The 13745-nt window shown below is 70.8% G+C and carries 9 protein-coding genes; 5 read left to right on the top strand and 4 right to left on the bottom strand.

The genetic code is table 11. The features are described from left to right. Positions 1-496: ECF transporter S component (locus BV453_RS01035; protein ID WP_249520647.1), on the bottom strand; the 496-nt coding region annotated here is incomplete at its 3' end. 141 nt (positions 497-637) lie between these two features. Here BV453_RS01035 and BV453_RS01040 point away from each other — a divergent pair. Next, positions 638-3106, top strand: coding sequence for a LuxR C-terminal-related transcriptional regulator (locus BV453_RS01040; protein ID WP_249520648.1), 2469 nt, complete (start codon positions 638-640; stop codon positions 3104-3106). 50 nt (positions 3107-3156) lie between these two features. Here BV453_RS01040 and BV453_RS01045 read toward each other — a convergent pair whose 3' ends face one another. Then, positions 3157-8355: an isopeptide-forming domain-containing fimbrial protein gene (locus tag BV453_RS01045; protein ID WP_249520649.1), complete on the bottom strand. Its 5199-nt coding sequence runs from the start codon at positions 8353-8355 to the stop codon at positions 3157-3159. A gap of 443 nt (positions 8356-8798) precedes the next feature. Here BV453_RS01045 and BV453_RS01050 point away from each other — a divergent pair, with 443 nt between their 5' ends. From BV453_RS01050 to BV453_RS01065, 4 genes are read left to right on the top strand one after another with little or no spacing between them, the layout of a single operon-like run. After that, on the top strand, positions 8799-9140 hold the full coding sequence (locus BV453_RS01050) for a PadR family transcriptional regulator (protein ID WP_126894262.1): 342 nt from the start codon (positions 8799-8801) through the stop codon (positions 9138-9140). A 1-nt stretch (position 9141) separates the two neighbouring features. Next, positions 9142-9513: a DUF1048 domain-containing protein gene (locus tag BV453_RS01055; RefSeq protein ID WP_025104172.1), complete on the top strand. Its 372-nt coding sequence runs from the start codon at positions 9142-9144 to the stop codon at positions 9511-9513. Beyond that, positions 9510-10283 carry an ABC transporter ATP-binding protein gene (locus BV453_RS01060; protein WP_126894263.1) on the top strand — a complete coding sequence of 258 codons (774 nt, stop codon included), beginning with the start codon at positions 9510-9512 and terminating at the stop codon, positions 10281-10283. Before BV453_RS01055 ends, BV453_RS01060 begins: the two co-directional genes overlap by 4 nt. Next, entirely contained in the window at positions 10280-11047 is a 768-nt protein-coding gene (locus tag BV453_RS01065; protein ID WP_249520650.1) for an ABC transporter permease, read from the top strand. The genes BV453_RS01060 and BV453_RS01065 overlap by 4 nt, the downstream gene beginning before the upstream one ends. A 135-nt stretch (positions 11048-11182) precedes the next feature. Here the strand turns inward: BV453_RS01065 and BV453_RS01070 are convergent, their stop codons facing one another. Together BV453_RS01070 and bsh are read right to left on the bottom strand one after the other, a co-directional pair. Next, complete coding sequence (locus tag BV453_RS01070) at positions 11183-12685, bottom strand: lipase maturation factor family protein (RefSeq protein ID WP_249520651.1); 1503 nt, start codon at positions 12683-12685, stop codon at positions 11183-11185. A gap of 56 nt (positions 12686-12741) precedes the next feature. Beyond that, positions 12742-13719, bottom strand: coding sequence for a choloylglycine hydrolase (gene bsh / locus BV453_RS01075; protein ID WP_085604350.1), 978 nt, complete (start codon positions 13717-13719; stop codon positions 12742-12744). Positions 13720-13745: the final 26 nt, after the last annotated feature.

Below are 13745 nucleotides of genomic sequence, written 5' to 3' on the forward strand. Positions count from 1 at the left end.
CCGCGAGCTCCCCCACCACCCGGCCCAACAGCGTGGCGACGAGCACCGGCGGAACGAGGTGCTCGGGCGAGAACACCGGGAGGGCGACGACGAAGAGCACCGCACCGGTAACGGCGCCGGCGAGCAGGACCCGGGCCGGGCGGACGGGGGCGTCCCGCCGGAACGGCAGCGCCAGGTCGAGGACCACGCCGCCGAGGACGAGCGGCACGACGCCGAGCAGCCCGATGGGCGACACCGCGACCGTCAGCACGCCGGTCACGAAGGCAGCCAGTGTCGCCATCCCCGGCACGCGGGTGACGACGCGCGCGAGGAACGGCAGCGCGGTGTGGACGCCCGCGACCACCGCGTACGCGGGAGGGGACGTGGCGGCCAGCACGCTCGTGATCGGCACGACGGCCAGGAAGACGAGGGCCTGGACCGCGCCGAGCGCGGCGCTCACGAGGAGGGCGCTGGTCGGCACGCGGCGGGAGGACACGGGGACTGTCGGACCACTCACCCCTCCGAGCCTAGAACCGCGGGCGGGTTGGATATCGTAGGGGTGGGGATGCGTACCTGGGGAGGGACGATGCCGGCTTTCGGCGCGCAAGGGGACAAGAGGTTGCCGCGGGTTTCCGCGCACGTCATCGGACGTCCGCGGGTGAACGCCGCGCTGGACGAGGGAGCTCCGCTCACACTGCTGCGCGGAGCCGCGGGCTCCGGGAAGACCACCGCCCTCGTGGGCTGGGCCTTCACCTCCCGCGACCGCGTCGTGTGGCTCACGGCCACGCCCGCGCTCGCGACGAGCGCGGCCCTCGCCGCCGCCCTGCTGCGGGTGCTGCGCAGCGCGGGCGAGGCCGTCGGCGGCCGTCATCCCTCCTCGGACGCCGGGGAGGGATGGCCAGCCGTCGCCCAGTACCTGTGCGATCACGAGGAGCCTCTCGTCCTCGTGCTCGACGACGCCGCCGCGCTCGACCGGGATGCGGTCTTCGACCTGTGCCGCACGGTCGCCGGCCCCCCGCACGTCCGCCTGATCGTCGCCACGAACCGCCCCAGCCCCTTCGACAGCGACGGCATCGGCCTCGTGATCGACACCGCGCTGATCTCTCCGGAGGACCTCGCTTTCGACACGGACGAGATCCGCCGCGCGCTCGACGTCGATGAGGACACCGCCCTCGCCGTGCGGGAGGCGACCGAGGGGTTCGCGGCGGTCATCCGCGCCGTCGCCCTCCGCGGCCGTGTCCCCGACGGCACGACGATCGTGGAGGTCGCGACCGCGGCGGTCGACGACTACCTCCGCAGCCGCATGGAGGAGGGCACGTTCGGCGCCGGCGTCCTCGAGGGCCTGATCCGGATCAGCATCACGGACACGGTCGATCTGCCGTTGGCGCAGGCTCTCAGCAGTGATCCGGACATCGGCGCCGCCCTCGACGAGGCCGAGGCGTTCGGCTTCGGGCGGTGGTCCACGGAATCCGGGCGCCGGACCTTCACGATCGCCGCGCCGGCTCGCGCCCTTCTGCGCCGCGACCTCCTGGAGCGCTTCCCGGCCGAGATCCGCCTGCTCCGACGCCTCGCGATCGAGGGTGCGCTGCGGCGCGACGCCCCCTTCGAGGGGCTCCGCCTGGCGATGGAGGAGGACGACCTCCACCTCGCCGCCCACGTCATCATGTCGGGCTGGAGCCACCTTCTGGATCACGACGGTCGCCGGGTCGTGGCGCTGCTGGGCGACCTGCCCCTCGCTCGGCTCAAGCAGGAGCCGCTGGTGGCGATGCTGCTGGGCATCTGCCTCAACGCCAACCGACTCCGACGGGTGCGCGGCCTGCAGCTGCTGCGGATGGCGATCTCCGCCGCGAACGCCCGGCGGAGCGCCCTCTCGCCGACGGAGCGCCTGTTCATCTGGACCGCGGAGAGCGCGGCGCTGCGGGTGGTCGGGATGCCCGAGCGGGCCGGGCAGGTCGCGGCCCGCGCGCTCGCGCTGTACACGGAGACCTCGGAGTCGCAGTGGGAGCAGTACGCGATCGAGATGCCGCTGCTCTGCACGCACCTCGGGATCTCGCTGTACTACGGCGGTCGCCGGGAGCAGGCCCTCCGCCTCTTCGCCGAGGCCGCCGCCCTCGCCGCGTCCCAGGGCACGGGAAACGCCTTCCACGCCGTGAGCCTGCTCAGCGGGATCCACGCCCTCAACGGCGACCTCCCGGAGGCGCGGCACTACGTCGAGATCATCCGGGACGGCTCGTGGGACCCCGCGCTGCTGGACGGGTACCGCGGCACGTTCTACCGCGTCGCGGAGGCGATGCTCGCGGTCGAGGAGGGCGACCTCGCTGCGGCCAAGCAGCACGTGCGCGCCTTCCTGCCGCACCGGGCGACGAGCGAGCACTGGACGACGATGGCGGCGGTCGAGGCGTGGATCGCGCTGCACGACGGCGAGGCCGCCGGCGGACTGGAGCGGCTGGAGTCGTTCGCCCGGATGCGCGGGCGCGAGGCCGGGTCGACGTCGGCGCGCCAGGCGCTGAGCCGCCCCCGGATCCTGCTGCACCTGGCGCTCGGCGATGTCCGTGCCGCGCGCGGCATCAAGCAGCGCGACGCCGGGACCGACCGCTTCGGCACCCTCCTGGAACGGGCCAGGATCGCCCTGATCGACGGTCGCGCTCCGGATGCGGTGCGGCTGCTCGCCGCGACGCGCCTCGAGCCGACGACCTCCCGCGAGCGCGCGGAGGCCGCCGCGGTGCACAGTGCGGCGCTCCACCGCGTCAGTCCCGCCGCTGCGCAGGCCGTGACCGAGGCGCTGCACGCTCAGCTCGCCGACCGGGACCTGCGCACTCCGCTGGCCCTGCTCGGTGCCGAGGACTTCGCCGCCGTCCGGGCCGACCTCGCTCCGGTCGGCGACCCGCCGCTGCCCACCCGCTCGGCGTTGCCGTCGTTCGCGGCGCGCCCGAAGCTCTCCTCGCGGGAGCAGGTGGTGCTGCACGCACTCACCACGGGGGCGCCGCTGCCCGAGATCGCCGCGGAGCTGCGGATCTCGCCGAACACCCTGAAGACGCAGCTCCGCAGCATCTACCGCAAGCTCGACGTGGCCAACCGCACGGAGGCGCTCGAACAGGCCGCCCGGCACGGACTCCTCCCGGGATGACGAAGGCCCCGCCCGTCGGAGACGACGGGCGGGGCCTTCTTCGGAAACCGCTAGCTCTGCATGCGGCGACGTCGCACCAGCAGCAGCACCGCGCCGCCGATCAGCAGGGCGATCGCGAGGCCGAGGATCCACGGTGCCAGCTGTCCGCCGGTGAGGGCGAGCGGCGTCAGCACCCGGTTCTCGGTCGTGCTCGTCGGCGGGGTGATCGTCTCCCCGCCCGGCGGCGTGGCCGAGGCGGTGGCCACGTTCCGCAGCGTCGCCCCCGCCGCGTCGGCGTGCACGGTCACCGCGTAGGTGATCACGACGCGCTCTCCTTCGGCGAGGCTGCCCGTCCAGCGCAGCGTCGTGCCGTCGATCGTCGGCGCGGCCACCACACGGTCACCCACCGTGGCGGTCGCCGTGCCGCGGAGGTCGGCATGCCGCAGCACTCCGGTCAGGTCGTCCGTGACGACGACCTCGTCCAGACCCGTCTCGCCGGTGTTGGTGCCGGTGAGCGTGTACGTCACGACGCTGCCCGTCGCGACGGCGGAGCCGGACGCGGGGTCGGACGACTTGACGAACGTGAAGCCCGGGGTGCCGACGGGGTTCTCCGTCGTCACCGGCGGCGGGGTCAGCTCGGCGCCGCCGGGAGGCGTGGCCGTGCCCTCGACGGTGTTCGCGATGATCGCACCGCCCGCGTCGCCGTGCACGGTCACCGAGTAGGTGATCGTGACACGCTGGCCGACCGCGAGGTCACCGGCCCAGGTGAGCTCGTCGTCCGCGACGACGGGCTCAGGCGCGGTGCCGTCGCTCAGGGTCGCCGTCGCGTCGCCGTTGTAGGCGGCGTGGGCGAGCACGCCCGACAGGTCGTCGAGGATGCGGACCGGAGTCAGCGCCGTCTCCCCCGTGTTCACGCCGGTCACCGTGTAGGTGACGACGCTGCCCGGGTCGACCCGGGTGCCGGACGCGGGATCGGCGGACTTGCGCAGCTCGAAGCCGGGCTTGTTCACGGGATTCTCGGTCGTCGCCGGCGGCGTCTCGATCGGCGGCACCCCACCCGGCGGGGTCGCCGAGCCGGAGGCCGAGTTCTCGAGGACGGCGCCGCCGGCCTCGGCGCGCACGGTCACCGAGTACGTGATCGTGACGCTCTCGCCGACCTGCAGCGCACCCGTCCAGGACAGCCGGTCCGCGGCCACCGTCGGCGCGGTCGTCGCCGTGCCGCCGATCGTCGCGGTCGCGTCGTCGTTGTACTCCGCGTGCGCCAGGACACCGGAGAGGTCGTCGGCGATGGTGACGGGGTCGAGAGCCGTCTCGCCCGTGTTCACACCGGTCACCGTGTAGGTGAGGACGGTGCCCGGGTCGACCGCCGTGCCCGCAGCCGGGTCGACGCTCTTCGAGACGGAGAATCCGGGCTCGTTGACCGGGTTGGTCGTGACACCGGGCGGCGGCGTGATCGTCGATCCTCCCGGCGGGGTCGCCGTCGCGGACGCCGCGTTCTCGATCACGGTGCCGACGCCGTCGGCGCTCACGGTCACGGAGTAGGTGACGGTCACGGTCTGGCCGACTGCGAGCGCTCCCGTCCACGACAGCTCGGTGCCGTCCAGGGTCGCGGGAGCCGCAGAAGCACCTGCGATGCTCGCCACGGCGTCCGCGTTGAACGTCGCGTACGGCAGCACACCGGACAGGTCGTCGGTGATCGTCACCGGGTCGAGCACCGTCTGGCCCGTGTTGGCCGCGGTCAGCGTGTAGGTGAGCACGTCACCCGGGTCGACAGCGGTACCGGCGGCGGGGTCGACGGTCTTGGCGAACGTGAAGCCGGGCTCGTTCACGGGGTGCTCCGTGCTCGACGGCGGCGGCGTGATCGGCGTGCCGGGAGTCGTGGGACTCTCGGGGTCGCTCGGGTCGGCGGGGATCAGCGGGGTCGCCTCTCCGGTGGCCGTGTTCGCGATGGTCTCGCCGCCGGCGGTGGCGTCGACGGTCACCGAGTAGGTGATCACGACGTCCTGGCCGGGGCGCAGCACGCCGTTCCACGAGAGGGCGCCGTCGGCCACGCGGACGTCGCCGCGGGTGGCGGACACGTCGTCGTTGTAGGACGCGTGGGCCAGCGCCGCGCGCAGGTCGTCGCCGATCTCGACGGGGTCGAGGACGGTGTCGCCCGTGTTGCGGCCGGTCACGGTGTACGTGATCACGCTGCCGGGGTCGACCCGCGTGCCCGACTCCGGGTCGGCCGTCTTGGTGACGGTGAACCCGGGCGTCGCGACGGGGTGCTCCGTCGTCGCCGGCGGGGTCTCGACCGGGGTGCCCGGCGTGGTCGGGCTCTCCGGGTCGGTCGGGTCGGTCGGGATCAGCGGGGTGCCCTCACCGGACACCGTGTTGCGGAGCAGCACGCCGGTCGCATCCTCGTCCACCGTCACCGTGTAGGTGATGTCGACGCGGTCGCCGGGAGCGAGCGTCCCGGTCCAGGTGAGCGTGGTGCCGGAGAGCGCGACGGATCCGGACGAGGCCTTCGCGTCGCCGCCGTACTCCGCGTTCGCGACGACGGCCGAGAGGTCGTCGACGATGGTCGCGGGGTCGAGGACCGTGTTGCCGGTGTTGACGCCCGAGACCGTGTACGTGAGGGTGTCGCCCGCGCGGACGGCGGTGCCGGATACCGGGTCGGCCGACTTCGAGACCTCGAAGCCCGTGTCGACGACCGGGTGCTCCGTCTCCGCCGCCGGCGGGACGATCGGGGTCCCCGGGGTCTTCGCCCCGGAGGGGTCGGCGGGGTCGACCGGGATCTGCGGCGTGGCCGATCCGGTGACGACGTTGTGCAGCAGGGCCTTCTCGACACCCGCATCCACCGTCACCGTGTAGCGGATCGTGACCGATTCCCCGCGCGGGATGGCCCCGGTCCAGGTGAGGGTGGCGTCGGCAACCCGCACGGAGCCGCGGTCGGCCGTGACGTCGTCGTTGTAGCCGGCGGAGCCGAGCACGCCCGACAGGTCGTCGACGATCTCCGCGGGATCGAGGTCGGTGTCGCCCGTGTTGGTGCCGGTGATCGTGTAGGTGATCGTGTCGCCCGCCGACACGGCCGAGCCGGAGGCGGGGTCGGCCGACTTCGAGATCGTGAAGCCGGAGCCGATCACGGGGTGCTCGGTGGTGACCGTCGGCGGGACGATCGGCTCACCGGGAACCTGCGGCCCGGTCGGGTCGCCCGGGTTCGGGGTGGTCGGGGTGCCCGATCCGGTCACGCTGTTGCGCAGGATCTCGCCGGAGGTGTCGTCGCCCACGGTCACCGAGTACGTGATCGTCACGGTCTGTCCGGGCTGGAGCGTTCCGGTCCAGGCGAGGTCGTTCCCGGTCAGGGTCGCACCGCCCGTGGTCACGGTCGTGCCGCCGACCGTGGTCGTGATGTCGTCGTTGAAGGCGGCGTTCGCGAGCACGCCGGAGAGGTCGTCGGTGACGGTCACCGGGTCGAGGACGGTCGCGCCGGTGTTCGTGCCGGTGACGGTGTACTCGATGGTCTGGCCCGGCTCCACCACGGTGCCTGCGGCGGGATCGGAGGTCTTCGCGACCTCGAAGCCGGCGACCGGGTGCTCGGTGGTGACGGCCGGTGGGGTCGTCGGGGGCAGGCCCCCGGGCGGGGTGCCGGATGCGGTGACGCGGTTGGCGATGCGCTCGCCCTCCACGCCCTCGTCGACGACGACGGAGTAGGTGATCGTGAGCACCTGCCCGGGCTCGAGGGCGCCGGTCCAGGACAGGTCGTCGCCCGTGACGGTGGCGGCGCCGGACGACACCGGGTCACCGTCGATCGCCGTCACCACGTCGCCCTGGTACTCGGCGTTGGCGAGCACACCCGACAGGTCGTCGGTCACGGTGACCGGGTCGAGGCGGGTGTTGCCGGTGTTCTCGGCCTGCACCGTGTAGGTCAGTCGCTGGCCGGCCTGCACCGCAGTGCCGTCGGCGGGGTCGGAGGTCTTGCGGAGAGCGAGGTCCGGCGCGAGGCGGACGTTCGTGTAGGTGCAGGTGACGTCGGTGCCGAGCGGCCCGGCCGGCTGGGTGACCTGCCCGTCCGCGGTGACGGCCACCGGGGTGGTCGAGCCGTCGGCGTTCACCTGCCGGCAGACGAGGGAGGCGTCGTACTTCGTGAGGTCGGTCGAGCCCGCCGCCGATTCGGAGAGCCGGAAGGTGTCGCCCTGGTTCGTGAAGACGGGACCGGCGTAGTCCGGCTGCAGACCGGAGCGGTCGCCGCGGGTGACGGCGTCGGTCTGCGCGACCTGGTAGCCGGCCGGCGACTGCACCCGGAGGCCGAACTGATCGGTCGCCGCGTGACGGCCCTCGGGGAGGTCCTTCTTCAGCGTCAGCGTGTTCGGGAACGTGCAGCTCGCCATGTCGGTCGGCGAGAAAGTGCCCAGCTGGGTCGTGTTGACCGTCTCCCCGCGGGGCAGGTCGACCTCGATGATGCGGTTGCCGCCACCGGAGACCGAGACGAAGATGTGGCCGAGGTTTCCGAAGGCGATGCCGTTGCCCTGCACGCCGGCGCCCATGTCGTGCACCTGCTTGGCGTCGATCGTCGCGGTGCTGGGTTCGAGCGTGGCCGGGAGGTCGGAGGAGTAGATGAAGTTGTCGGCGACGAGCACGAGCTGACCGGAGGCGCTGAAGGCCATGTCGCCGTTGGCGCCGAACGCGCTGCTGCCCGTGGTCGGACGGAGGGTTCCGACCTGCGTGTAGGTCTGCGGCGTGACGTTCTCGTTCCACGCGTAGAGGTTGATGGCGCCGTTCACCGTGCCGCTGGCGAAGTAGTAGACGCCCGTCACGGGGTGCACGGCGCCGCGCAGCACCGAGGAGTTCAGCGTGAACGTCGTCTGCGCGGTCGTGTCGGTGACGCGGTCGTGCTTGGCCAGCGTCTTGGTACCGGCGGCGTTGGTGACCGTGTAGGCATACCGCCCGGTCGAGGAGAGGCCGAGGGCGTTGTTCGAGTGGTTGGTGCCGAGGTTGATGGAGCTGAGCGTGCCGCCGTCGCCGGGGGCACCGCCCTGCTCGTTCACGGCGAACTCACGCACCTCGGTGGCGCTCTGCACGTACACCGCTCCCGGCGTGCACAGGAACGGCTCCGCCGCGGCGGCCGGTGCGGCGGTCAGCGTCCCGCCGACGACGATCATCGACGACGCGACGAGCGCCGTGCTCACGGCACCGCCGATCAGCCTCTTCGTCCGGCCCCGCCAGCGGCTGTGCCGCTCCGGCGGAAGGCCATCGGACGTGCGGTCCTTGCGGGCAACACGGAATCCCATGACTGCTCTCCCCATTCATCGCGTTCCGGCACGCATCCGCGCACACGGAAGCCCCCGCCCCCTCAGGCGACCGCCGAGCACCCTTTCGGGCAGGGTGGACTCGGTCCGGGCCTCCGCCAGCCTGCCGGTCCGCCGCGGAGCCCTCCGGCCGAACCGGGGGAATTCACCCCTCGTTTTCACCCCGGGCGCACGCCGGAGGGCGCACCGGGATGCCGATGCGCCCTCCTCTTCTTTCCGCCGAGACCCCGGGTTGTCGTCGACACCCCGGGGCTTCTGCGTCTGTCGCCCGGGGTCTCGCCGCGTACCCGGGGTCTCGGCGGAAAAGAGGGATGAGAAAGTTCAGTATTCGGTGTTGCTAAGTACCGGTACTCAGTGTTACTTTGTACCGGTACCCAGCAACACTGAGTACCGAACGAAAGACACAGGAACGAGAGGAGGGACCGATGGGCAAGCAGATGACCGAGATGCTCAAGGGAACCCTGGAGGGCATCGTGCTGGCCCTCCTCGCCGAGCAGCCGGCCTATGGATACGAGATCACCACGCGTTTGCGGGAGCACGGCTTCACCGACACCGCGGAAGGCACCGTCTACGCCCTGCTGGTCAGGATCGAGCAGAAGAAGCTCGTCGACGTCGAGAAGGTGCCGAGCGAGAAGGGCCCGCCCCGCAAGGTGTACACCCTGAACGCGCAGGGCCGACAGGAGCTGGAGGAGTTCTGGACGACCTGGGACTTCCTCCGCACGCACATCGAACGACTCAGCACGAACACCACGAACAAGGAGAACTGACATGGCCGCGAAGTGGATCGAAGCGCTCACCGGATCGCTCGAGCAGAAGAAGCAGTACAAGCAGGCGAAGGCGCGGATCGAGGCTCTGCCGGAGCCGTACCGCACGGTCGCCAACGCCCAGCACCGCTACACGATGTACTACGGGGGGATCACCGACGGGGACACCCTCGTGCAGATCTTCCTCGACCTCGCCGACCTGTGGGAGCGCGCCGCGATCGACGGCACCCCGATCGACGACATCATCGGCGACGACCCCGTGGAGTTCGCCGAGAACTACGCCGAGGCCTACGGCGGCACGCAGTGGGTCGACAAGGAGCGCGCGCGGCTGAACAAGGCGGTCGCGGAGGCGAGGAAGAAGGAGGACGAGTCATGACGACGCCAGCCCTCTCGGTGCACGGCATCGAGAAGTCGTACAAGGATCTGCACGTGCTGCGCGGCGTCGACTTCGAGGTGGAGCGGGGATCGATCTTCGCCCTCCTCGGGTCGAACGGCGCGGGCAAGACCACCATGGTGCGCATCCTCTCCACGCTGCTGAGGGCCGACGCGGGCACCGCGACGGTGCAGGGCATCGACGTCGCGGCGAACCCGGTCGGAGTGCGCGAGCGCATCAGCCTCACCGGGCAGTTCGCCGCGGTCGACGAGATCCTCACCGGACGCGAGAACCTGGTGCTGGTCGCGAAGCTGCGGCATCTCCCCGACGCCGGTGCGGTGGCCGATCGGCTCCTCGCGCGCTTCCGGCTCACCGAGGCCGGGGGCCGCAAGGTCGGCACATACTCCGGGGGGATGCGACGCCGGCTCGACATCGCGATGAGCCTGGTCGGCGACCCCGAGGTCATCTACCTCGACGAGCCGACCACGGGCCTCGACCCCGAGTCGCGCATCGAGGTGTGGGACGTCGTGAAGGAGCTCGCGGGCGGTGGCACGACCGTGCTGCTCACCACGCAGTATCTCGACGAGGCGGAGCAGCTGGCCGACCGCATCGCGATCCTGCACGAGGGCCGCATCATCGCGAATGACACGCTCGCCGGACTCAAGCGGCTGCTTCCGGCCGCGAAGGTCGAGTACGTCGAGAAGCAGCCCACCCTCGAGGAGATCTTCCTCACCCTCATCGGCCCCTCATCCGGAAAGGAGAAGGCAGCATGACCACGCACTTCGCCGCCGACACGGCGACGCTCACCGGCCGCTCCATGCGGCACATCTTCCGCAGCCCCGACACGATCATCACCACCGCGGTCACCCCGATCGCTCTGATGCTCCTGTTCGTGTACGTCTTCGGCGGCGCTCTCCAGCAGAGCACCGGCGCCGAGAACTACGTGAACTACCTGCTGCCGGGCATCCTGCTCATCGCGATCGCGTCGGGTATCGCCTACACGGCGTTCCGGCTGTTCACCGATATGCAGAGCGGCATCTTCGAACGGTTCCACTCCATGCCGATCGCCCGGTCGAGCGTGCTGTGGGCCCATGTGCTGACGTCGCTCACCGCGAACGCCATCACCCTCGCGATCATCTTCGGGGTCGGGTTCCTCATGGGGTTCCGCACCGGCGCGAGCGTCTGGGCCTGGCTCGGAGTGATCGGCATCCTGATGCTGTTCACGCTGGCACTCACGTGGCTGGCGATCATCGCCGGCCTGAACGCCAAGACGGTCGACGGCGCGAGCGCCTTCTCGTATCCGCTGATCTTCCTGCCGTTCATCAGCTCGGCGTTCGTGCCGACCGACACCATGCCGGCACCGGTGCAGTGGTTCGCCGAGAACCAGCCGGTGACCTCGATCGTCAACTCCATCCAGGCGTTGTTCGCGGGGGAGCCGGTCGGGTCCGAGATCTGGGTCGCTCTCGCCTGGTGCGTCGGGATCCTCGTAGTCGCCTACGTGTTCGCGATCATCTCGTACCGGAAGAAGGTCAGCTGATCGACGCTCAGCGAGACGGAACGCTCCGACCGGGGACTCTCCCCGGCCGGGGCGTTTCGCCGCGCTCGGCGGCCGTTCGAATCGCCTGAATGGCTCCATCCGGCCCGGATTTGCCGCACAGTGCGCGACTCGAAGTCAGCGGAGGCCGACCGGACCGAGCACCACGCGGCGACCGGTCCGGACCCAGACGGCGCCGTCGGCACGGTGCTCGGCGCGGGTCGTGAAGCGGTAGCGGTACGTCACGGCGCGCACCCACCGCGGCCGCTCGCCGTGGAAGGGGTCCACGCGCAGCATCCGCAGCGTCGGGGCATCCGCCTCCAGCAGCCGCACGAGGAACACGGAGAACCAGTCGTCCAGCGAGTGCCCGAGCGGCAGGAACCACATCAGCCAGTCCAGCCGCAGGTGATACGGGGCGAACTGCCGCGGGATCCGCCGCACGTCCCCGGGCTTCCCGCGGAACTCGTACTCGCGCCAGTGCCGGCCCTCCTCATCGTCCGACCCCTCCACGACGATCTCGATCCGCTCCCGCGTGACCGTGCCGAAGGCTCCGTAGGCGTTGGCGAGCTGCCAGCGGTGGAAGCTCGCGTTCATGAGCTGTCGTCGCGCGAAGAGGTTGCGCACGGCGGGCACGCTCAGCACGACGAACAGCGCCCCGACCACCGAGGTCACCACGACCCACCACAGCGGCATGCCGGACACCGTCCACGGCAGCGAGGTCTCCGGCGTCCGCTCCGGAGTCCCGATGCCGGGGAGGCCGATCGCGGAGAACCCGAGCACGATCGTCGCCCAGTTCAGCCACGCGAAGTTCCCGGTGAGCACGAGCCACAGCTGCGTCGCGATCACGATCCCGCCCGCGACGGCGCCGACCCACGCGACCCCTTCGACAAGCTCAGGGACCCAGCCACCGCTGTCGGGGAGCCAGAGGGACAGCAGCGGGGCGAAGAGGAAGAACGGCACCACGAGCTGCGCGACGTGGTTCCCGACGACCTCGAGCTTGTGGAACCACCGCGGCAGCAGATGCGCCTGGCGGCTCAGCGGCCCGGGCATCGGCTGGGTCTCGTGGTGGAAGGTCATCGCGGTGAGGTCGCGCCACTCGCGTCCGCCGCGGATCTTGATCATCCCGGCGCCGAACTCCAGCCGGAACAGCAGCCACCAGAACAGCACGATCACCACGGTCGGCGGCGGCTGGTCGTTCGAGCCGAGGAAGGCCGCGAGGAACCCCGCCTCCAGCAGCAGCATCTCCCACCCGAACGAGTAGAAGGTCTGCCCGATGCTCACCACCGACATGTAGCCGAACCACAGGGCGAGGAAGGCGAGCATCGGCACCCACGGCGGCCCGAGCTGGGGCACCCCGGCGATGAGCAGGGCGGCGATGACGATCCCCGCCCCGCACAGCGCGACCAGACGCCGGTCGGTGTAGCGGACGCGGGTGAAGAGCGTGGGGTGCAGCAGCTTCCGGCGCTCGCGCTTCTGCGCCACCCAGTCCAGCAGCACGGGCGCGGGCAGGAGTCCGTGCTCACCGAGGAGCGGACGGAACTGGTTGAGCGTCGAGACGAACGCCACGAGGTACAGCGCCGCGATGCCCCGCTGCAAGACCTCGCGGGCGAACCCGAAGTCGACCGCCGCGAACCCGTCCACGGCCACAGGCTACGCCGCGGCCGCCCTCCCGATGAGGGGGTTGCGCGGAGCGGAGATCAGTTCTGCATCGCGATCTGCTGCCCCTTCACGAGCGGGTACGCCGCGAGCTCGGAGCCGTCGAGATCCTCCTTGTGCATGTCCACACCGGTGATCTGGCTGTTCTCGTAGGTCGTGTAGTAGTACACGCCCGTCGCCGTGTTGGCGCACGACGAGTAGATGGTGATCTCGTACTTCTCCTCGTCGCCGACCTGCACGCACCCGCGCTGCTGGGCGACAGAGCCGAGGATCTGGAAGAACTGGCTGATCGACTCCGACTCCGACGTCCCGCACACCGAGTTCATGCGCGTGAACACCGCCTTCACGAACCGCGACGACGACGACAGGTCGCCCGGCAGCCCGATCCCGCCCATGCCGCGACTGTAGAGGTCCATCGGCACGTCCGAGGCGAACGTGTTCTCCGGCTGCCGCTTCGAGAGGTGCTGATAGTCGTTGAGCCGGAAGCTCTGGATGTCGAACGTGGGGTTGTTCGTGAGCACGCCCCACGGGTTGTCGTAGACCTTGAGGCCGCCGCGCACGCTCTCGACCGTGATCGATGCGCTCTTGTCGGCGATGATCCAGTGCAGCGGCGACAGCGGGAACTCCGGGCTGAAGTTGATGTCGACGAGGCTCACCGACCGCAGGGCCTCCTTCACCTCGGCCACCGTCTCGAACTGTCCGAGGACCCAGGGGATGAACTCGAACGGCGTGACCTCGGTGTCCCCCGACCCCGGCGCCGGGTAGTGCGCGTTGTCCGGGAAGTTGAGCCCCGCCATGCCGAGCCCCTTCTCGTTGACCGCGTCGTAGTAGAGCGGGTAGCCGTCGGCGATCGTCGCGATCCCGATGATCGCGTGGTGCGTCGGCATCGACGGCAGCCGGTGGAACGGGAACGGGAAGTTCCGCGGTGTGACGGTCACGGTCTCGTTGTACGAGAACTCCAGATCGAGATTCCTCCCGAAGTAGTGGTCGGCGGTCGTGAAGCTCAGTCCTGTGCACATGGTCGTGTCCCCCCATCCGCGGGCCG

The organism is Microbacterium sp. ER1, assembly GCF_023383675.1.
Taxonomy (GTDB): domain Bacteria; phylum Actinomycetota; class Actinomycetes; order Actinomycetales; family Microbacteriaceae; genus Microbacterium.

Bases quoted from the DNA above. Each gene is read 5' to 3' on its own strand.
- BV453_RS01045 (WP_249520649.1), bottom strand. From the start codon at position 8,355: ATGGGATTCCGTGTTGCCCGCAAGGACCGCACGTCCGATGGCCTTCCG.
- BV453_RS01050 (WP_126894262.1), top strand. From the start codon at position 8,799: ATGGGCAAGCAGATGACCGAGATGCTCAAGGGAACCCTGGAGGGCATC.
- BV453_RS01055 (WP_025104172.1), top strand. From the start codon at position 9,142: ATGGCCGCGAAGTGGATCGAAGCGCTCACCGGATCGCTCGAGCAGAAG.
- BV453_RS01060 (WP_126894263.1), top strand. From the start codon at position 9,510: ATGACGACGCCAGCCCTCTCGGTGCACGGCATCGAGAAGTCGTACAAG.
- BV453_RS01065 (WP_249520650.1), top strand. From the start codon at position 10,280: ATGACCACGCACTTCGCCGCCGACACGGCGACGCTCACCGGCCGCTCC.
- bsh (WP_085604350.1), bottom strand. From the start codon at position 13,719: ATGTGCACAGGACTGAGCTTCACGACCGCCGACCACTACTTCGGGAGG.